Below are 20,581 nucleotides of genomic sequence, written 5' to 3'. Positions count from 1 at the left end.
GGACAACCGCCGGGCGGCATTCCGAGTGGATAATCAGGTATGAGAGACAAAACAGATAGCTTGAAGGCAATTAGTCCAAAGGAGTTCATACCGCGAATCGTCGCGTTTGTGTGCAATTGGTGTTCCGGAGTCAAGGGAGGCTCGCCGGGCTCTCCGGAGGGTGCCGCCAATGTGCGCATAGTGAACGTGATGTGCTCCGGCAGAGTGACTCCCGGCCTCGTGCTCAAGGCATTCGAGCTTGGAGCAGATGGAGTCATGGTCTGCGGCTGCGAGAAGGGCGCTTGCCACTATTCTTTCGGCAACGAGCGGCAGGTCGAAATGTTCGAGACTTCAAGGAAACTTGCCGGCCTTATCGGCCTCGAGCATGAAAGGCTCAGGGTGGATTGGCTCTCCCCTGATGGAGGGGAAGGCTTGTGCAAAGCGATGACCGAGTTCGTGGAGCAGGTGACACTCGTCGGGCCAAGCCCACTTAGAAAATCGGGAGGAATAGGGTGAAAGACACTGTTGAAGCCATAAAGGCCACTAGCGCGCGGCTCTGCCTTGATTGCGGCAAGTGCACGGCGGTCTGCCCCGTTTCTCGTGTCAACGGGTGCTTCTCGCCACGGCGCATAGTGGCGAACGCCGTCTCTGGCGACAAAGAGGCGCTCAAGAACGAAGGCATATGGCATTGCCTCACCTGTAAACTTTGCAGTGAAAGGTGTCCGTCCGACGTCGACTACGTTGATCTCACAAAAGTGGTGCGCATAGACGCGTATAGCGGCGGCGAGGAGGCAGTCTGCGCTCACGGAAGTGCGTTCCAACTCTTGATGAGAATCATGACGACTCCAGATCTGGAGCAGAACAGACTCGGCTGGCTGACCAAGGACCTCAAGGTATCAGACAAGTCAGAGTACCTCTACTTTGTGGGATGCCTTCCCTTTTTCGACGCATTTTTTGAGGACTTGAAGGCCGATCCCGTTAGGATCGCTCGCTCGACGCTGAAGATTCTCAATGCCATGGGAATCGAACCGATGGTTCTCTCCGACGAACGCTGTTGCGGCCACGACTTGCTGTGGGCGGGCGACGTGAAGAGTTTCGAAATGTTGGCCAGACACAACATCGAGAGAATCAGGGCCACGGGCGCAAAGAAAGTCGTCACGGCGTGCCCCGAATGCGCCGCAACCCTCAAGCTTTACTATGCGGATTTTGCAGGCGCCTTGCCGTTTGAGGTTTACCATCTGAGCGAACTTCTTGACAAGAGCCTCGCTTCTGGACAGCTCAAGTTAGAGAAGAGCGACAAGCAGGTCACGTTTCAGGATCCATGCAGATTGGGGCGATTCCTCGGCGTTTACGAGCAGCCGAGAAATCTGCTGGAGGCTCTCTTCGGAGGCGGCTTCAAGGACATGCGCCGCTCGGGAAATGCCTCGATATGCTGCGGCACCAGCGGCTGGATTCACTGCGGCGTCGCCTCCAAGGCCATTCAGACCGACAGACTGAGAGAAGCCCGGCACGGCGGGGCGACTCTCCTTGCCACAGCATGCGCCAAGTGTAAGATTCACTTTATGTGCGCCATGAAGGACGTTGGCTTCCCCGAAGAAGCAAAGATCCAGGTAGAGGATTTGACTGTACTGGTTGCCTCTGCGCTAAGGCAGTGATCAGACAGCCAAGGAGGTGCGAGGAATGGTTAAGCCAGAGACCACTGAAGACCTGAGGGTCGGCGTCTTCGTTTGCGAATGCGGTCTGAACATTGCAGCCTCCGTGGACTGCGACGAAGTCCGCAAGTTCGCCGAGACCCTTCCCGACGTGGTGGTCGCAGTGAAAAACAAGTACACGTGCGCTGACCCCGGCCAGCAAGAGATCAAGCGGCACATACTCGAGAGCAAGCTCAACAGAGTGGTGGTCGCTTCTTGCTCTCCGAGGATGCACGAGCCCACTTTCAGAGCGTGCGTGGAAGAAGCGGGTGTCAACCCCTACCTTCTCGAGATGGCCAACCTGCGGGAACACTGTAGCTGGGTTCACATCGCGGACCGGAAGGCGGCGACCGAGAAGGCCAAGGACCTGGTCAAGATAGCGGTGGCGCGCGCCCGCCTGCTCCAACCACAGGACGAGAAGGAAATTCCCGTAACGAGGAAGGCGCTCGTGATCGGCGGTGGAATAGCGGGTCTTCAGTCCGCTCTCGACCTGGCCGACGCCGGATATCACGTGTATCTGATTGAGAAAGAACCGTCCATCGGAGGGATAATGGCCCAGCTTGACAAGACCTATCCCACGATGGACTGCTCCATATGAATACTCGGTCCGAAGATGATGGATGTCGGTCGACATCCCAGGGTCGAGTTGATGGCTTACAGCGAAGTCGATAACGTTTCCGGCTACATCGGAAACTTCAAAGTCACCATCAGGAAAAAGGCACGCTACGTAGACGAAAAGCAGTGCAACGCCTGCGGCGAATGCGCCAAGGTCTGTCCCGTCGCCATTCCCGACGAGTACCAGATGGGTTTCTCCTCGAGAAAGGCCATCTACATTCAGCTCCCACAAGCAGTCCCTTCGAGCTACGTCATAGACATGAAGACGTGCCTCGGGAACAACCCGATAGCGTGCGCCAAGTGCCTCGAGGTCTGCGAGAAAAAATGCATCGACTTCGACATGCATGACGAATTCGTGACAGTCGACGTCGGAGCCATAATCGTCGCCGTCGGAAACGACGTCTACGATCCGACCGAACTCGACGAGTACGGATACCGAAGCTACGAGAACGTGATCACGAGCATGGAGTTCGAGAGGCTCATCTGCGCCAGTGGCCCTACCGAGGGGCATTTCGTGCGCCCGAGCGACAGGACGACCCCCAAGTCCATCGGCTTCGTGCAGTGCGTGGGCTCTCGCTCGCAGAAAAGAGGAAATCCTTACTGCAGTAACATCTGTTGCATGAACACCATAAAGGACACGGTCCTCCTCAAGGATCATTACCCGGGCATCGACCTCAAGGTCTTCTACATGGACATACGCGCCTTCGGGAAGGGTTTCGAAGACCTTTACATGAGAAGCAAGGCGGAAGGCGTTCAGTACATAAGGGGACTGCCCGGAGACGTGGAGGAAGATCCGAAAACGGGTAATCTCATCGTTACAGTTGAGAACACCACCACCGGTAAGATCGAGAAGCACGAGGTCGACATGCTTGTCCTCTCCGTGGGGCTTCTGCCCAGGAAGGACAGCGAAGTCGTCCGACAGCTACTCACTCTTTCGAAGACCTCTGATGGATTTTTCATGGAATCCCATCCCAAGCTCAAGCCCGTGGACGCCCCCACGAGGGGCGTATTTCTCGCAGGCTGCGCAGAGTCCCCCAAGGATGTGAAGGACAGCGTGACTCAGGCCTCTGCTGCTGCATCCAGAGCCAACATCGTGCTTGCGGCCGGGAAAATCAAGGTCGAGGCGATAACTGCCCACATCGACCCGGATCTCTGCAAGTACTGCGGCCTGTGCGTGAAGGTATGTCCTTACAAGGCCATTACTCAGACCGACCGCAAGACCAAGGTTCCTGCCAAGGTCATAGAGGCTGCGTGCGCGGGTTGCGGGACGTGCGGGGCGGAGTGCGCGTTCGGCGCCATCACGATGCGTCACTTCCAGGACAATCAGATTTACGCGCAGATCGACGCCATCCTCGAGGAAAATTCTCAGAACAAGGTCGTGGTCTTTGCGTGTAACTGGTGCTCCTACGCCGGAGCAGACTTCGCTGGTGTCTCAAGACTTCAGTATCCCGCCACCAACCGTTTGATAAGGACGATGTGTAGCGGAAGAGTGAACGAAGACTTCGTCCTCTACGCGTTCCGAAAGGGCGCGCCAATAGTGCTAGTCTCGGGGTGTCACTTTGCCGACTGCCACTACATCAACGCCAACAGACAGACCGTCTTAAGAGTCGAGAGACTCTGGGACCAGCTCGAGAAGAAGGGCATCAGGCCCGAGAGACTGCAGCTCGAGTGGATAAGCGCCGCGGAAGGGCAGAAGTTCGCGCTCGTGATGCGCGAGGTGGAAGAAATGAGGAAGAAGGTCACGGCGAAGGAAGTAGAGTTCACAAAACAGGCGCTCGCGCCGAAGAAGAAAGAAGAGCCGAAAGAAAAGAAGGAAGCGGCCAAGACACAGTGAGTCAGACGCGGCTGGACACGCCAGATTGTGTGAGGAGATCTTAGATGGCTCAGGAAGCTGATTTCAAGTGCCTAAGATGCGGCACCATCACGAAGCTCCCCTACTCTCCCGACGCCGAGCTACAAGAGCGAGCTTGCCCCAAGTGCAAGAGCAACAGCATGCGGCGAATCAAGGAACAGAAGGAAGCCAGGGCCGCGAAGTGAGAAAAGCCGCAGCATCGGGATTTCTTGTGCCCTCCGGATGAATCACGACTTCGATTTGTCTGAGGTCAGGTTTCATCTAGCTCCACGTATCGCTAGTCGATCTTTAGAGACTGCGTTATTCATTTCAAGCATCCCGGATCCCCAGAGAACGCCACCTACTCTTGGCCCTCCCGTCCTGTTGGCGCGGGGCTCGTCTCTGGGAAGCATCCTGATCCTTCGTCCCTTGATTGACAACCCCTCGGCGCGGTGCTAGCATCTGGCCCAGAGTGAGAAGATTTGGTCACAAAGTAAGCCTGCAGCTGGCAAGACTCGGGACGGAGTTCCCAGGGATGACGATCCTACAGAAATACATCCTTAAAGAGCACCTCTTCCCGTTCCTCATGGGTCTGTGCGTAGTCACGTTCCTTCTCACAATGGATCTTCTCTTCGACTACCTGGACCTCTTGATCGGCAAGGGGATTCCGGCGTTCATCGTGCTTCAGCTCTTCGTCTACGGCCTCGGGTGGATGATAGCGCTATCCATCCCATGCGCGGTCCTGGTTGCGTCTCTCATGACTTTCGGCCGCCTTTCGCAGGACAACGAGATAAGGGCCATGAGAGCCAACGGAGTCAACCCTTTCTCGATCATGTTCCCGCCGCTTGTCACCGCGGGGATCATCAGTCTTCTTCTCTCTCTCTTCATGAATTTCGTTCTGCCGGAGTCTAATCACGCGTTTGCCAATCTTCTGATGGACATCAGCAGGAAACGTCCGGCCGCCCAGATAAGAGAAGGGGTCTTCATCGACGACTTCGAAGGCTACAGCATGCTCATAAACAAGCTTGACGACAGAACGGGAAAGATGTCCAGCGTGACGATATATGATTTTCATACCGGAAGCGTCCCCACGACCATATTCGCCAAGAAGGGGACTCTCACCTTCGCTGAGGACAAGAATACGTTGACGCTTTACCTCCAGGACGGAGAGATCCACGAGATCCCCGACGTCAACGAGCCCCGCAAGTATCGAAGGCTCGTGTTCAAGACTCACGTTATCAATATCACAAATGCATATTCACAACTGGAGCGTTCCAACCGGCAGGTGAGAGGCGAAAGGGAAATGAACGTCTCTGCCTTGAGGGAGAGAATTCGTCAGCTCTCAACACAAGAAGCGGCCGTGATGAGGAGCCTTACGCCGCAGCTCAAGGCGGAAGGTTACGGTTCGTATCAAGACTTCCTGAAAAAGACTGGGCGAACCCTCACTTTGAAGGGTCTCGCGAAAAAGGCGGGCGGCCTTCTCCTCTTCTGGAAGCGTTCTGACGACGCCGCGGGACTCGCGTCCAGGGAGGGACAGCTCAACGTATCGAGGTCCGTTCAGTACACTCTCCTTGAATTGGAGGCGATACGGAACCAGATCAACTCGTTCAGAGTCGAGATTCACAAGAAGTTCTCGATTCCCTTTGCGTGTGTGGTATTCGTCCTTGTCGGCGGCCCACTGGGTATGAGGGCGCGGAAGAGCGGCCTCGCGATAGGGTTTGCCAGCCTGGGGTTCTTCGTGTTCTACTATGTCTTTCTTCTGGGAGGAGAACAGCTCGCCGACAGAAGGCTTCTCCCCCCGGGCATTGCCGTCTGGATGCCCAACATCGTTCTGGGAATCGTGGGACTGGCCTTGACCCTGGACGCATGCGAGATCGTCAGTCTATCTTCGCTGAGAATGCTGGGAAGGCGTCGACCGAAAGCAGTGAGTCCCATATAGTGAACCCCATGTGAGGAGCAGTCAGCCGTGCGCATTTTGGACAGATATCTCCTCAAAGAGCTGTTGGTTTCGTTCTTGCTCGCACTCGTGTTCTTCCTCGCTATTTTTGTCATAGTCGATGTGTTCGAGAAGATAGATACCTTCATCGATCACCACGCCTCCATGGCTTCCATAGCCAAGTTCTACCTGTTCGGCATTCCTTACATAGTCGTGCTGATTCTGCCCATCGCTCTGCTCTTGGGGTGTTTGCTTTCGTTAGGACAACTGGCGAGACGAAACGAGATTATCGCGATGGAGGTTTCGGGAATAGATTTCATCAGGATCGTCGCACCTGCGATCGTTCTTTCTCTTGCCGTCAGCGGTTTCTCACTTGCAGTGGGGGAATTTCTCATCCCCGCGACCAACAGAGCAAGAGAAAACGTGATGAGGGTGGAGATCAAGAAGCAGTTTGGCAGCGTCGTGACCAGGAAAGCCAACGTGAACTATCTGGGCAGCCACGGCCGCATATTCCTGATCAAGCTCTACGATACTGTCCAAAAATCAATGACGGAGGTGGTCATTCAGGAGTTTGGCAGCAACACGCTGCTCCGCCGCATAGACGCCGCAAAGGCAGTCTGGGACGGCAAGCGGTGGGTCTTCTATGATGGATTCATAAGAACTTTCAATCAGGGCGAGGAGCATGCCTCCCATTTCAGCACCCTCACGTTTCCCTACCTCAGCGAAAAGCCGGAAGACTTTACCAAGGGAGACGTGGAGCCGGACGAGATGAATTTCTTCCAACTATTTCACTACGTCAAGAAGGTCAGGGAGAGCGGTGGAAGAGTCCAGAAGTATCTTGTCGAACTCCACATGAAACTCGCGTTCCCTCTGACCAACGTCATAGTCACACTCATCGGGGTGGCCCTCTCGACGAGAGTGAGACGCGGAACAATGGCCTGGGGGGTGGGCTTAAGCCTATTGATCAGCTTCGTCTACTACGGATTCCTCAAGACCGGTCAGGCTCTTGGCCACAGTGGGACTCTTCCTCCGGTGCTTGCCGCTTGGATGGGAAACATATTCTTCGGTGGTCTGGCGGTGTGTCTTCTTTACCGAGCGAGACGGTAGGCAGAATCTATCGCCGCGCGCAACTCTCCTGCCCTTTTTCCTGGTTCTCTGTTTTTCCAGAGTTCGGAAATGAACGCAAGGCCATCGGCGCCTGCTTCTATTACGAGCCCCACTGTCTTGAGCGTGAGCCCGCCTATCGCAACGACCGGAATCTTGACGCTTGAACTGATGTCCTTGAGCCCCCCTAACCCGATTAGCGGTACGTTGCCCTTCGTGGAAGTCGGAAAGACGGAGGCGGCTCCCAAATAGTCTGCTCCCTCGCGCTCAGCGCGAATGGCGCCTTGCACGTCGTGCACCGTCACGCCGATTATCCTATCAGGCCCGAGGAGCTGCCTCGCCTTTTCAGGCGGAATGTCATCGCTTCCCAGATGAACGCCGCTCGCGCCGCTCAGCAGCGCGATGTCGGCTCTGTCGTTTATTACGAGGGGCACCCCACTGCCTCTGATCGCGCTCTCGATCGAAAGCGCCTTCAACAGGAACTCTCTGGACGAGAGATTCTTCGCGCGATATTGAACGACGCTGGCCCCTGCCCTCACCAGCTCGCTTGCGCAAGTGCCCAGGTTGCGCCCACCGACGCAGTCTTCGTCTATTATTGCATAGAGACTGACGTCAATCCTCCGACTCATTGTTCAGAATCCCTGCCAGCCCTCGTCTCTACAGCCTTCCGATGATGTTCTTTTCCAGCGAGTATAACTCGAACCTCAGCTCTTTGAACTTGTTCGAGCTCCCGGCGTCAAACGAGGCCGAAAGCTCTTCAAGAACTCTGACGCCCTCTTGCGCCCTCTTCATGTTTGCCGCCACTATGCCCGCCGCATCTTTTCTCTCGGAAGAGTCGGTCGTGCTGAGTCCCCTCCCGACGTCCGCGTCGCTTTCCCTTGCTGCAACGAGATTGCACAGCGACCCGCCCAGGTCCTGTGCCTTCTCTCTCACGAAGTGCCTAGCCCCCTTGAGCTTCTTGGTGAGATCGGAATCGTCCAGTACAAACCGCACGACTTCCTCGACGACTCGCAGCCCCTCGGACACCCTGTTGGAATTGGCATCAATCGCCCTCAGAAGCTTCTGCCGCTCTTCTTCAACTTTGTTAGCCAAGGGAGCCCCCACGACTGGATGCCGGAGAGTCTGTGCTCTGCGTCAGCCGGAGAGTGTTATCCTCCCCTCCTTGAGAACGGGGAGTACGGGCACGGAATCTGTCCGTGCGCAGATTTCGACGTCCAGACCAAAACCCAAGGAGAGCAGATAGAGTCCGTGCGAAGAGCCGTGAAGCATCCTGTGTATGTCGCCTCCAAATTCCTCAAAAAGCGCGACGGCCGCTTTGGCACCGTCGTTGAGTTCCCACGCCCCTGGAAACACGTCTCCCAGCTTCGATGCGACCATGCCTGCACAAACAGCGTCTTCCAAAGAGAATTGACCGTTCGTGCCCGAACAGGCTATGACCGGTTCCGGGCCTTCCGGTCTCAATCTTTCAATGACTTTGCCCATGTTGACAAAGGAGCACAGAAGCTGTTCCTGGGCCTTCTGCCCCTTCGCCATGAGCTTGGTCCCGTTCGTACTGGCAAAGACCAACGTCTTTCCCCCGACGATTGCACGCGTGTACTCGAGTGGCGAATTGCCGAGATCGAATCCATCGACTTTCTTGCCCTCTCTCTCACCGCAGAGCAGCGTGCTCCCCCTGTCCAACGACGACATGAGCTTCGTGGCAGCCTCCACGGTCGCCGCGGGGATAATCTTCTCGGCGCCGTTTACGAGTGCATACGCCACGGTAGAGCAAGAGCGAAGCACGTCAATTATTACGACGATCTTCCCCCTCAATACGGTTTCGGTGATCTCGGAGGGAACCATGTAGCAATCTAATTTCATCGCAGTCCACAGGACCTTTGGTTAAGGTCCTTCACCTTTCTTTTTTGGGAAAAATGCTTCACAAGCACGCCGTCGGAGCGACTATCCTCCGATCTCGGGTTTGTCCTTCACCCCTCCTTCTTAGAGAGGCGTTCGACAAGAGTTGCGTCTGCTTTTCCGCTGACAAAGGTCTCGTCGGAAAGCACTTTCTGGTAGAACGGTATCGTTGTCTTTACTCCTTCGATGAGGCATTCCCTGAGAGCCCTCTTCATTCTCGCCGTGGCCTCTGCCCTGTCCCTTCCGTGCGCAACTATCTTGGCGATGAGAGAATCGTAGTGAGACGGAATCGTGTAGCCGGCATACACGTGCGTGTCAACCCTTATGCCATGCCCTCCCGGCAGATGAACATAAGTGATCTTTCCCGGGCAGGGTCTGAAGTTGGCTTCAGAATCTTCGGCATTTACGCGGCACTCGATCGCGTGCCCGTTGATCGACACGTCTTCTTGGGCGAAGGTCAGATTCCCGGTAGAGGCTATGATGATCTGCTCTTTCACCAGGTCGAAACCTGTGACTTCTTCCGTGACGGTGTGCTCCACCTGAATGCGAGTGTTCATCTCGATGAAATAGAAGTTCGCATTCTCGTCAAGCAGGAATTCGATCGTGCCCGCGTTCTCGTAGCCAATCTTCCTTGCGCCCATCACGGCAATGCCGCCAATCTTCTTGCGCAGTTCAGGCGTGATGGCCGATGACGGAGCCTCCTCTATGAGCTTCTGGTGCCTTCTCTGAATGGAGCAGTCTCTCTCGAAGAGGTGCACCACGTTGCCTGCCGAATCCCCCATAATCTGGATTTCAACGTGGCGAGGTTTCTCTATGTATTTCTCTATGTAGACTTCCGGACTCCCAAAGGCGGACTCGGCTTCCGCCCTACACATGAGAAAGCTGTTCGGAAGGCTCTCGCTTGACCTCACCACCCTCATTCCCCTTCCGCCGCCGCCAGCCACCGCCTTTATCATTACCGGATAACCGACGTCCTCGGCCACCTTCTCCGCATCGCGCACGCTGTCAACGGCGCCTTCGCTGCCCGGCAGGACGGGGACTCCTGCTCTCACCATGCTCGAGCGTGCAAACGCCTTGTCGCCCATTTTTCTGATGTGCGCGGACGTCGGACCTATGAACTTTATGTTGCTTGCCTCGCATATCTCGGCGAACTCAGGATTCTCGGCAAGGAATCCATACCCCGGGTGTATTGCTTCTGAGTCTGTGATCTCGGCTGCGCTTATTATGCGGGGGATGTTGAGGTAGCTTTCGGCGCTGGGAGGCGGGCCTATGCACACCGCCTCGTCGGCGAGTCGCACGTGAAGCGAGTCGGCGTCGGCCTCCGAATAGACCGCCACCGTCTCGATTCCAAGCTCCTGGCAAGCGCGGAGTACGCGAATGGCGATTTCGCCGCGATTTGCAATCAATACTCGTTTAAACATAGGTACGCGCTAGGACTTCGCACCTCCGCTTTCGAACATCTCCCAGGTCTTGCTCGACGTGGCCTCGATTCCTTTGATTCTCAGGCTGAACTCCGAGGGATTGGAGCAATACCTGAGTGCGTCATCCAGCGTTATGATCTCCTGCCTGTAAAGTCGCATGATGGCCTGATCGAAAGTCTGCATCCCGTACTGGCTGACGCCCTCTTGGATCGCGGACGTTATTGAAGAAGTCTTCTTGGCATCGACAATGTAGTCTCTTATTGCCGCGGTGCAGACCATGACCTCGACTGCGGGAACTCGACCCTTTCCCGCGGCCTTGGGGATCAGTCTCAAGGAGATGACGGCCCTCAAGGTGGAAGCAAGCATGAAACGCACTTCTTCGTGCTGATGAGGTTGAAAGAAAGAAATCACGCGTGCCACCGTCTGGGCGGAATCGGCAGTATGAAGGGTACTGAGAACGAGATGTCCCGTGTCGGCGGCCATCAGCGCAATCGACATGGTTTCTACGTCTCTTATTTCGCCGATGAGAACCACGTCGGGATCCTGCCTCAAGACGTGCCTGAGTCCTTCCTGGAAGCTCAGGGTGTCCATGCCCACTTCTCGCTGGCTGATTATGCTCTTGTCGTCCTTTATGAGAAACTCCACCGGATCCTCGATCGTGATTATGTTCCTCCGGACGGTCGTGTTTATGGCCTGTACCATGGCCGCGAGCGTGGTGGACTTGCCGCTGCCGACGGTCCCCGTCACAAGGATGAGGCCCCTGGGGCTCATCGGGAGGTCTTTTACGGCGGCAGGCAAGTTGAGTTCTTCGAAGGTAGGAACGCTGAAGGGGACCCTTCTGAAGACCATACAGATCGTGCCCCTCTGAACGTAGAAGTTACACCTAAACCTGCTGAGGCCGGGGACGCCGAAGCCAAAATCGACCTCTTTCGTGTCGTCGAAGATCTTCTTCTGGCGAGGGGTAAGGATTTGATCCGCGACCCTGACGAGCTCTTCTTGAGTCGCCGGGGGCATGTCGAGAGGCTGAAGCCCACCGTCAACCCTAACGGTGGGAGGAGCTCCAACCTTGAGATGCAGGTCGGAAGCGTTGAGTTGAACCATCCCCTCAAGTACACTGATGATATTCATTGGATGTCCCTCCTCGGGACTCGGGCCGGCTGAGCGAGCTCAATGCGAGTCGACAAAGCCCGCAAGCCCTGGTTCAGGTTGGCCGGATTCTCTCAACCGGGTGCCACGAGGAAAAGAGTCTGGCCGTACTCCACGGGTTGGGCATTTTCCACGAGGATTCTGGCGATTCTTCCAGACACCTCCGACTGAATCTCATTCATAAGTTTCATGGCTTCGATGATGCAGACGGTTTGTCCAACTTCAATCCTGGAGTCGGCCTCGATGAATGGTTCTGCGCCAGGCGCAGGGGCCCTGTAGAACGTGCCGACCATGGGAGACTTGATCTCCTTCAAGTCACCGAGCGACTTCTCATGGGAATCAGTCTGGGTGTTCCTGGAAGCAGACTCACCCACCCCGGACGTCCCCTCTCTGGCCGACACAAAGGCAGGAGCGTGGGAGTGGTAGGAATTACCCGACTTGGAAACTCTTATCCTTCGCCCCCAGCTCGAGACTTCGATCTCTTCTATGCCACTCTCTTCCAGAAGCCGGACGAGTTCCTTTATCTTACTGAGCTTCATAGACTCTCCCCTCCGGACAGCTCGGTCAAGTCGCCCTTTCCACGTATTCCCCCGTTCGCGTGTCTATCTTCAGTACGTCGCCCACCCGTATAAAAAGAGGCACCTGCACTACAAGGCCAGTCTCCAAAACGGCGGGTTTCGAGCCGCCCGATGCCGTGTCTCCTCGCAATCCCGGATCGGTGGAGCGAACAGAAAGCTCCACGAACGTCGGCACTTCCAAAGCGATGGGCTGTTCTCCCTGCAACAAGACGGTCACCCTAAGGTCTTCTTTCAGATAGCCCTTCTTGGACTGAACTTGTTCGCTCGGAAGCCCCAGCTGATCAAACGTCTCGGTATTCATGAAGTAGTAGGAACTGCCGTCGCTATATAGATATTGAAAGGTCGTACGCTCCAGCCTGGCTTCAGTAACCTTTTCGCCCGCCCTAAGCGTTCTGTCTATCACGCTTCCCGTCACAACATTCTTGAGCTTCGTGCGTACAAAGGCGCCCCCCTTGCCGGGTTTCACGTGGAGGAACTCGACAAGTTCGTAGAGCGCTCCTTCGTAGTCCAGTATCATCCCGTTTCTAAAATCACTAGTTGTTGCCATCCCAAATCACCTTGTCTGCTCAAGCTGTTCAAGACGCCAAAGGGTGGAGGCCTTCCTCAGTCTTGGCCACCAAGATGCGTCCCGCCCTGTGGCATTGGGTGGTCTTGCCAGTTAGCGCTGACCCATTCCGCGAATCTTGAGAAATCAGAACGTCTGATCTCCCTCTTGAGGAGCTCACGTGAGCCTCGAAGTGATGTCTCCAGACTCGAGGGGTCGCCCACGGCGGGAGATTCCTCTTTGGGCGGATCGAGTGCGGACGCCCCCTCGGTACAATGACGATTCAGCGAGGAGGGCGTTGACTCCCTATCTTGAGAAGTCTCAGGAAGTTGCATAAGCTCGGTAAGTCTTCTCTGGGCATCCATGTCTCCAGGGTTGATGCGCACGAGCGCCCTGTAATAATCCACTGCCTCTCTCAATTCCCCCTGGGCTCTGAGTATCTCGGCCATCACGCGCAGCGAAAAAACGTTCTCTCTGTCCAACGTCAGCACGTCTTCCAGCTCTCTCCGTGCCTCTTCTCTCATGCCGAGCTCTATCAGACATCTCCCGAGAAGAACTCGGCAGCTAACGTAGCGAGGATGGATGGCCTTCGCCCGTATACAGATGTCAATCGCTTCGCCGTAGCATCCTCTCCTCCGCAACTGCTCTGCAAGCGGCATGAATAGCTTGGAGTTGGGATCCCTCTGGCAACTGTCTCTGAGGGCCTCAAGCGGAGCTTTGTCGGAGGAAGTCTCGAGAATAAGCGTCATGTCGAACCCTTTCTACCATGGAGTGGACAGGGCATGGCTCCCCGGAAGCCCAACCTAGCAGACCCCCTACAGCCTGTCAACACAAAAGGCCCCAGTGCACAAGAGGTCCGGATGGTCCCTGCAACCCCTTACCAGGACTCTAACTAGCCTCTGAACGTCATCATCATCGCTTCGAGTTGCTTGAAAAGCGCACCCTTGCGGGTACCGGGGGCATAAATAACAGCGTCTATCATGTAGAATCTGTTCTTGGCCAGGAAGCAGTACGTGAAGAAGGGGCCGCCTATGACGTACTTCTCGTTTTGCCAGATCCCCTCGATCTTGACTGCCTTTCGACCTTCAAACACCGCTTCCCTCGTGATGGTTCGTGCGCGGTCCATCACGTCCTGGTCGTAGACGGCCCAGACCAACTTGGCGCGGAGTTCCAGGCACTTCCTTGGATCGAGGACCTCACTCTCGTTTCCATGGAACGGCATCCAATAGACGAACACGAGACGAGTGGGTTCGTCGATTCTTAACCTGAGCAGCATGCCCGTTTCTACAGTGTCCAGCTCCACGGGCTTGAACCCGGGAGGTACTCTCAGGCTCCAACCATACCTGGAAGCAAGGTCGTTCGTGATGAGCGGCTGCTCTCCTCCGGCGAAGATAACCTCTCCTGTCCTTTCCGTCACCAGGCTATCCAACTCTGCGTAGAGGCTCTCTCCTTCGCTCTCAATGACTGCGGCCAAGCTCTCTTTGCCTGCTCCGGCGATGATGGTCAGAGTCTGAGCAAGTGCCCACACGTCGGAACGCACGAAATACTCTGCTGAGCCTTCCTGAATCCGCTTGAGGACTTTCGTGCCAAGCAGGCCTTCGATCTTCTTCGTCAGGCCGTCGTCCCTCGTAATGTCTACGAGCATGACAAGATTTCTGTAGGCGTCGTACCTCCTGCCATGTTTTGCGAATTCAGCCCCGGAGAGGACTTCCGGGATGTACAACGTGTCCTCGTCAACGCTTATCAGAGGTTTGGCGAGAGTAGACCTGAGAAGTACTACGGCCTCGTCCTGAGTGCCGAGGTTCGTAACGATTGTTATCTCGTTGGCGGCACCGTAGGCAGGTAGTTTCTTGGGTGAGCAACCGGCAAGAGACAGTGCCGCCAGGCAAAAACCAACGGCGACGAGAACGAGCGATGCACGCTTATTCATGGAAGGATCAAGGTTTCCTATTGCGTGGACAGCACCCGGCGGTCGGCCTTGGGTGCAGAGGGTCGAGGTCTCACGCCTGTTGGAGTTTCGTCACGAGAGGCGCGTGTGGTTCCGATCGTCACCGCAACAGTAAACCTCTTTGGGCCGCGCCAGAAAGAAACCCTGACTCTTTCGCCAGGCCTTGTGGCGCTCACCATCTGGGAAAGTTGGGCCGCTTCAAAAACAGCCTCGTTGTCGAATTCACTCATGATGTCACCGCTCTTGAAGCCTGCCTTCTCTGCCGGGCTGCCAGAGATGACCTCGGCAATCTCTATGCCAGGAGCCGAGGAAAGGCCTATTCTTGTAATGGGCCCACCGGCGGCATAGCTCTGTATTCTCACGCCAAGATAGCCGTTCTCCACGTAGCCATTCTTGAGCAACCCGTCAACCACCCTGCGCACATCTTCGGCCGGAATGGCGAGCCCTACCCCACCCCCCGCGCCTCGTGAAAATGCGTCGATTTGTTGTCCGACGTCACCCGAACCCGGGTTAAAACCAGCCCCCGAGTCGTCCACCAGCTTCCCAACAACCATGGCCACAAGTTCCCCTTTAGTATTCAAAACGGCTGCGCCGCTGTTTCCGGGGTGTAAGGGACCGCTGATTTGAACTATCTCCCATTTTCCCTGGATTCTCGCAACCCTCTGCCTTCCACTCACAGTTCCAAGTGCGACGGTCGGCAACTTCCCGAAGGAGTTTCCCATGAGAACGACCAGCGAACCCACCCTGATGCTGCCTGAATTCCCGATGGTTACGGGTCTGGCTTTGAGACCGGTGACGCGCAGCACGCACACGTTTGCATTCCTGTCCGTGCCAAGCACGGTTGCGTTGTAGCTCTGTCCGTTCTCGAAGACGACTTTCACTTCTTTCCCGGACTTCACAACGCTTCCGGAAGTCACGATTATCTCTCTGTAAAAAACGATTCCTGAACCCACGCTCTGGCGAACGGCATTATTGTGAGAATCGACGCGAAGCCCCAGTCTCTCGAAGGGGGAACTGGAACTCCCGGTTGCACGTACGTCATACTGGGAGCTGACGGTTACAACGCAGAATTTCACGTTGTTTACGATTGACTCAAGCTCTTCTTCGAGGGAAGAAAGTGCGTTGCCCGCGTAGCAGGAACTCAGGCGAAGAAAGGACAGGATTAACAGGGCGGTCAAGAACAAAAGCCCCGGGCTTACCCAGACATCTCTATCCAAGACGGCGCGGCCTCTCATGACAGTCTAGAAGGTCATCGAGACAAGTTCTGGTTCAATCCCTGAAGCAGACGTAGTCTCGAGCCTCCTCACCTCCGTACCTTCCAGGCAGAAACGATCCAGCACAAACTCCACGTCGAGAATCACATCCTTGGCACTGGCCACGCCGCCTCGAACCGGAACAGCCGTTCCACTCGAAACGCGGGACGAAGCCAAGCGCGCGTCCTGAGCTGGCCAGGCGGTGTTTCCATCCGCACTCAACCGGTCGGCGTCATAAGAGCCAGATGCTGCGCTCTCGTATGTCAGATCCGAGGGTGCTTCTGGTACTCCGCCAACCTCACTCAGTTCCGGAGTGCTCGGCACGAACTCGCTGATGGAGAGTCTGCCGTTCAGACCTACTTGGCCCGGTGGAACGAACAGAAGGAGACTGACGAGGACCGCCATGGCAGCGAAGGCGATGGCAGGTCTGAGAACGAGGACCGACGAACGCTCTCGAAGGGGAACTGCTTCCCTCTCACCGACGGCGTGCTTCAACCTCGCTTCGAAAAAGGGATTCACAGGAGGCCTGCTGAGCGAGCTCACAAGTCGTACGCTCTTGGAGAAGAGGTCGAATTCGCGAGAACAGCCATGGCAAGAAGAGACATGGCTGTTGAATTCCCTCTCTTCAGCCACGCTGAGTTCGCCATCGAAGGCGACAGAAAACAGATCACGGGCGGCGCTACATCTCATCTCTCAACTCACGTACGGCTCAAGCCTTTTCTTGAGGATCAATCGCCCACGATTGATCCTGGAACGCACGGTCCCTCCCGGGATCGAGAGAATCTCACCCACTTCTTCGTAGGAAAGACCTTCGATATCCCTCAGGATCACTGCGTCCCGGTACTTAGACGGAAGCTCGGCAATCGCACCGCCGACCACTTCCTGAAGCTCCCGCTCTTCGAGCTTTTCGTCGGGGCCTCTGCTACGATCCCTCAAGAAGAAACCCACGTTGCTCCCCATCTCCTTCAATGCGTCAAGACTCATTACCCTGGAGTGCCTCACCCTGTGACGAATCTCATTCTTGGTCAGGTTGAGGGCAATCGTAAAAATCCAAGTGGAGAAGCGAGCCGTTCGTCTGTACTTCTCTCTGTGGATGTAGACCCTGACGAAGACCTCCTGGGCTATCTCCTGGGCACGAATCGGGTCATTGATGTAGCGGTAGATCACGCTCACGATGCGAGGCTTGTACCGCTTCACCAGCTCGCTGAAGGCGTCTTCCGAGCCCTCAACGCAGAGGTTCATGAGTTCTTCATCAGTTCTTGAGTCCAGAGCGTTCATCCACTCGACTCCAGGGGAGTTAGGGCCAATCCCCGTATGTGAATACACCACCCAAATGGGGAGGTTCCTCGAAACTCTGACAACTGAGTGGCCTTTCTTGCGCCGAGCCCACATCGCGCAGGTTGGCGGCAAGGAACGGCCTACTCCTAGGCACGGTTATTGTACCACACAACCACGGGCACCTCAAGAGAAATGGTTGGGTGTGAAAGTACCGGCAAAAATGCATCATCGAGATTGACTCCGCCGTCAAACTGGAATATGATTTTCTTGTGTAGTCGGGACTCCTAGGAAGAAAGGGAGTGAATGAGAATGAGTACAAGAGCATACTTTGTCGTCAGTCTACTTCTTCTGGCCCTGGTCGCTTCAGGTTGCTATACGGTCCTCAAGCACCCCGAGGGTGTGGCGCTCGTCGATGAGTCCCAGAATCGCAAGAACTGTATGGACTGCCACCAGGAAACCTGGCTCTATCACTACGACCCTTACTGGTACGGATCTTATTACCCCGGCGATTGGCGTTACTACTACGGGAGACCGTGGTGGTATGACGACTACTGGTACTACACTCCGTCCGGAGAGACTCAACCGGTCGAGAAGGGTGGCAGACACATGTGGTCCCAACCGGGTCTCACCGCGCCGGCGAACCCTGGGGTCACTCCTTCCGTGAGGGAAAAGACGACTCCATCTCAGCAGGAGTCGTCCGGCAAGGATGCTTCTTCTGACGCTTCAAAGGACACAAAGAAGAAGGAAGAGAAGGAGACAAAGCGACACATGTGGACCAAGTAATGTGTGGCGCGCAGCGAGGAGGATGGTGATGAGCGTACTCTACCTCAACAGGAACTACTGTCTCGTGGCGGCGGTTCTGTCGGCTTTGCTTGTCATTGCTCAAGTCTCCTTGGGGCAGGACTTGCCGGACCTTCCGATCATCTACGATTTCGGCGTCGGTGCGCGCGCCATGGGTATGGGCCAGGCACATGTGGCCGCGTGTGAGGACATCTCTGCAATGTTTTATAACCCGGCCGCTCTCGCACAAATAAGGAGAATAGAAGTCTCCACGGGCTTCTCTCACATGAACGATAATCTGGAGACCGTCCTGTACGGCCACAGCAGCACCTCCACCGTGGGCAGCACAAAGCTCAGCTCCGTGGGTGTCGCCTATCCCTTCCCCACCTTCAGGGGGAGCTTCGTTCTGGGCGTCGCGTACAACAGAACCAGAAACACGGATTCGGACTACCTCAGGTATGGGAGCATTCCTTCGTATTATCTTGATACGTATGGATTCGTGTCCGGCGAAGAAAAAGAGAGCATTTTCGAAAGAGGAGGGATGTCGAGTTGGGCGGTTGGCCTCGCCACGGACGTCTCACAGGACGTGGCCGTCGGAGCAAGCTTTTCGTTCCTGAGCGGGCAATCTACCAGAGAATATGAGTGGAGGGCGCTCTGGGATACTCCTCCGGACAACGTGTACGAACACTACTACAAGGCTGACGACGCCGACATAACCGGCTGGACCGCCTCCTTCGGAACACTTGCCAAGCTGGGCAACGTGGGCAGGATAGGTTTCAATGTCCGACTCCCCGAGCACCTGGTCCTAAAGGGTCAGGAGCACACCGAGGAGTATGACGCAATCAGTGACGATTATCTGGTCGACGACTTTGCCTTCGAGGACAAGATCACCTTGCCCCTCTCTTTCATGGCAGGCGCGTCGGCCGCACCCGTACCCGGCTTGATTCTCGCCTTCGACGCAACGTACGCAGACTGGAAGCAGATTGACTACGCAGGACCCATCAGGGTGGACAACCTCTACGCTTACAGAGCGACGGCCTCTCTGCGTTTCGGCGCCGAATTCATGTTTCCATTCGCGCCCCTGAGAGTGAGAGGAGGTTACTTCACCGAGCCCGTCGCTTTCAGGCTTCTGCCGGACGTGACCAACAGCGGCGGACCGTGGCTGGCCTCGATTGACTCGGACGGCAAGTTCTACACTTTGGGAGCGGGATACCTCTTTGAGGAAGCTTTCACACTTGATGCGGCGTGGGTGCACGGGGGATACGAAAGGTCCATTCCAGATTATTCCGAGAAGAAGACCACGGACAAGATTTTCGTGTCGGCGGGATATCGGTTCTAAATCGCCTCACGGCAATCCCCAGGCCGGTCTTTCTGGGCTCTGAAGCGTCTACTGTCTAGGACTTCTTTGACCCTGCCTCTTTAATAAGGCTCAGGGCGATGATGCTCCTCTGTATCTGATTCGTCCCCTCGTAAATCTGTGTGATTTTCGCGTCTCTCATCATCTTCTCGACAGGATAATCCCGCATGTATCCGTATCCGCCGAAGATCTGTACGGCGTCCGTGGTGACTCTCATGGCCACGTCCGAAGCGAAGAGTTTTGCCATGGCAGACTCTCGCGATAAGTCCTTGCCTCCCCCGTCTAGCGCCTTGGCGACCGCATAGACAAGAGCCCTCGCCGCCTCAACCAGAGTGGCCATCTCGGCCATCATAAACTGTATCCCCTGGAAGGAAGAGATCGGTTTGCCGAACTGCTGCCTTTCTTTTGAGTAGCGCACTGCCTCGTCTAGTGCTCCTTGAGCAATCCCCACGGCCTGAGCGGCGACGCCGGGTCTCGATTGGTCGAAGGTCCTCATCGCGACAGGAAACCCCATGCCTTCCCGGCTCAAGCGATTCTCTGCGGGAACGGCACAGTCCGTGAAGATGAGCTCTCTTGTCGCAGACGCCCTTATGCCCATCTTCTTCTCTTTCTTCCCGAAGCTGAAACCGGGCGTGTCTTTCTCCACGATGAAAGCGCTCAAGCCCCGAATGCCCTTCTCTTTGTCCGTTCTGGCAACGACGGTATAGATGCCGGCCTCGCCTCCGTTGGTTATCCATTGCTTGGTGCCGTTGAGAATGTAGGAATCTCCCTTCCTGATCGCCGACGTCTGCACCGCAGCAGCGTCGCTACCCGCGTTTGGTTCCGTGAGGGCGAACGCCGCAAGTTTTTGGCCGCTTGCGACGGGCGGCAGAAACTTCTTCTTCTGCTCGTCACTCCCAAAAAGGAGAATGGGAATCGCACCGAGGGCAGAAGCAGCGTAGCTTACTGCGACGCCGCCGCAGACCCGGCTCAATTCCTCGGTCGCAATGCACAGATCCAGGCATCCGCCTCCGCTACCTCCATACTGCTCGGGCAGATAGACGCCGAAGAGACCAGACTGAGCTAGGAGTCGCATGATTTCCCAGGGAAACTCTTCCTTCTCATCCAGCTCGGCCCTCACGGGGAGTACCCTCTCCTGGGCGATCTGCCTCGCGAGATCTCTTATCATCTCCTGGTCTTTTGTCAGAAAATATTCCATTTCTTTGCCCCTTCGTGCATGGGCGC

22 protein-coding genes are annotated in these 20,581 nt (G+C 55.9%); 9 read left to right on the top strand and 13 right to left on the bottom strand.

Annotated elements, in window-relative coordinates; all coding sequences use genetic code 11:
- Positions 1-39 precede the first annotated feature (39 nt).
- The 7 genes from NTX17_03420 (at position 40) to lptG (ending at position 7,159) form a co-directional block, all read left to right on the top strand.
- Complete coding sequence (locus NTX17_03420) at positions 40-495, top strand: hydrogenase iron-sulfur subunit (protein MCX5800418.1); 456 nt, start codon at positions 40-42, stop codon at positions 493-495.
- Positions 492-1,634, top strand: a complete 1,143-nt coding sequence (locus NTX17_03415; GenBank protein ID MCX5800417.1) for a (Fe-S)-binding protein — start codon at positions 492-494, stop codon at positions 1,632-1,634. The genes NTX17_03420 and NTX17_03415 overlap by 4 nt, the downstream gene beginning before the upstream one ends.
- A 25-nt stretch (positions 1,635-1,659) precedes the next feature.
- Positions 1,660-2,268 (top strand): FAD-dependent oxidoreductase, encoded by a 609-nt coding sequence (locus NTX17_03410; protein MCX5800416.1) that lies wholly within the window; start codon positions 1,660-1,662, stop codon positions 2,266-2,268.
- 51 nt (positions 2,269-2,319) lie between these two features.
- On the top strand, positions 2,320-4,119 hold the full coding sequence (locus NTX17_03405) for a hydrogenase iron-sulfur subunit (protein ID MCX5800415.1): 1,800 nt from the start codon (positions 2,320-2,322) through the stop codon (positions 4,117-4,119).
- Between the two features lie 44 nt (positions 4,120-4,163).
- A complete protein-coding gene (locus tag NTX17_03400; protein ID MCX5800414.1) occupies positions 4,164-4,322 on the top strand; it encodes a hypothetical protein in 159 nt (52 codons plus the stop codon).
- A 329-nt stretch (positions 4,323-4,651) separates the two neighbouring features.
- Positions 4,652-6,055 (top strand): LptF/LptG family permease, encoded by a 1,404-nt coding sequence (locus NTX17_03395; protein MCX5800413.1) that lies wholly within the window; start codon positions 4,652-4,654, stop codon positions 6,053-6,055.
- Positions 6,056-6,082: 27 nt separating this feature from the next.
- Positions 6,083-7,159, top strand: coding sequence for an LPS export ABC transporter permease LptG (lptG, locus tag NTX17_03390; GenBank protein ID MCX5800412.1), 1,077 nt, complete (start codon positions 6,083-6,085; stop codon positions 7,157-7,159).
- Here lptG and thiE read toward each other — a convergent pair.
- The 12 genes from thiE to NTX17_03330 form a co-directional block, all read right to left on the bottom strand.
- Positions 7,141-7,785, bottom strand: a complete 645-nt coding sequence (gene thiE, locus NTX17_03385) for a thiamine phosphate synthase (protein MCX5800411.1) — start codon at positions 7,783-7,785, stop codon at positions 7,141-7,143. The genes lptG and thiE overlap by 19 nt on opposite strands.
- Positions 7,786-7,813: 28 nt before the next feature.
- A complete protein-coding gene (locus tag NTX17_03380; GenBank protein ID MCX5800410.1) occupies positions 7,814-8,248 on the bottom strand; it encodes a thiamine-phosphate pyrophosphorylase in 435 nt (144 codons plus the stop codon).
- Positions 8,249-8,290: 42 nt separating this feature from the next.
- The gene (locus tag NTX17_03375; protein ID MCX5800409.1) at positions 8,291-9,016 is read right to left on the bottom strand and encodes a 2-phosphosulfolactate phosphatase; all 726 of its coding nucleotides are present in this window, start codon (positions 9,014-9,016) and stop codon (positions 8,291-8,293) included.
- Positions 9,017-9,123: 107 nt separating this feature from the next.
- Positions 9,124-10,473, bottom strand: coding sequence for an acetyl-CoA carboxylase biotin carboxylase subunit (accC, locus tag NTX17_03370; protein MCX5800408.1), 1,350 nt, complete (start codon positions 10,471-10,473; stop codon positions 9,124-9,126).
- A gap of 9 nt (positions 10,474-10,482) precedes the next feature.
- Positions 10,483-11,601, bottom strand: a complete 1,119-nt coding sequence (locus NTX17_03365) for a type IV pilus twitching motility protein PilT (GenBank protein MCX5800407.1) — start codon at positions 11,599-11,601, stop codon at positions 10,483-10,485.
- A 92-nt stretch (positions 11,602-11,693) separates the two neighbouring features.
- Positions 11,694-12,158: an acetyl-CoA carboxylase biotin carboxyl carrier protein gene (gene accB, locus NTX17_03360; GenBank protein ID MCX5800406.1), complete on the bottom strand. Its 465-nt coding sequence runs from the start codon at positions 12,156-12,158 to the stop codon at positions 11,694-11,696.
- A gap of 25 nt (positions 12,159-12,183) precedes the next feature.
- Positions 12,184-12,744 (bottom strand): elongation factor P, encoded by a 561-nt coding sequence (gene efp, locus NTX17_03355; GenBank protein MCX5800405.1) that lies wholly within the window; start codon positions 12,742-12,744, stop codon positions 12,184-12,186.
- A gap of 56 nt (positions 12,745-12,800) precedes the next feature.
- Entirely contained in the window at positions 12,801-13,490 is a 690-nt protein-coding gene (locus NTX17_03350; GenBank protein MCX5800404.1) for a tetratricopeptide repeat protein, read from the bottom strand.
- 143 nt (positions 13,491-13,633) lie between these two features.
- Positions 13,634-14,671, bottom strand: coding sequence for a DUF4837 family protein (locus NTX17_03345; protein MCX5800403.1), 1,038 nt, complete (start codon positions 14,669-14,671; stop codon positions 13,634-13,636).
- Between the two features lie 17 nt (positions 14,672-14,688).
- Positions 14,689-15,906: a trypsin-like peptidase domain-containing protein gene (locus NTX17_03340; protein MCX5800402.1), complete on the bottom strand. Its 1,218-nt coding sequence runs from the start codon at positions 15,904-15,906 to the stop codon at positions 14,689-14,691.
- Between the two features lie 24 nt (positions 15,907-15,930).
- Entirely contained in the window at positions 15,931-16,632 is a 702-nt protein-coding gene (locus NTX17_03335) for a zf-HC2 domain-containing protein (protein ID MCX5800401.1), read from the bottom strand.
- Between the two features lie 3 nt (positions 16,633-16,635).
- On the bottom strand, positions 16,636-17,220 hold the full coding sequence (locus tag NTX17_03330; protein MCX5800400.1) for a sigma-70 family RNA polymerase sigma factor: 585 nt from the start codon (positions 17,218-17,220) through the stop codon (positions 16,636-16,638).
- Positions 17,221-17,529: 309 nt separating this feature from the next.
- Between NTX17_03330 and NTX17_03325 the strand changes: the two genes are divergently transcribed.
- Positions 17,530-18,003, top strand: coding sequence for a hypothetical protein (locus NTX17_03325; GenBank protein ID MCX5800399.1), 474 nt, complete (start codon positions 17,530-17,532; stop codon positions 18,001-18,003).
- A 28-nt stretch (positions 18,004-18,031) separates the two neighbouring features.
- Positions 18,032-19,339, top strand: coding sequence for a hypothetical protein (locus NTX17_03320; protein MCX5800398.1), 1,308 nt, complete (start codon positions 18,032-18,034; stop codon positions 19,337-19,339).
- Between the two features lie 55 nt (positions 19,340-19,394).
- Here the strand turns inward: NTX17_03320 and NTX17_03315 are convergent, their stop codons facing one another.
- Entirely contained in the window at positions 19,395-20,555 is a 1,161-nt protein-coding gene (locus NTX17_03315; protein ID MCX5800397.1) for an acyl-CoA dehydrogenase family protein, read from the bottom strand.
- Positions 20,556-20,581: the final 26 nt, after the last annotated feature.

The organism is Candidatus Eisenbacteria bacterium, from assembly GCA_026388185.1.
Lineage (GTDB): Bacteria > Eisenbacteria > RBG-16-71-46 > JAFGJU01 > JAFGJU01 > JAPLKG01.
This window is presented reverse-complemented; position numbering and strand designations above follow the sequence as displayed.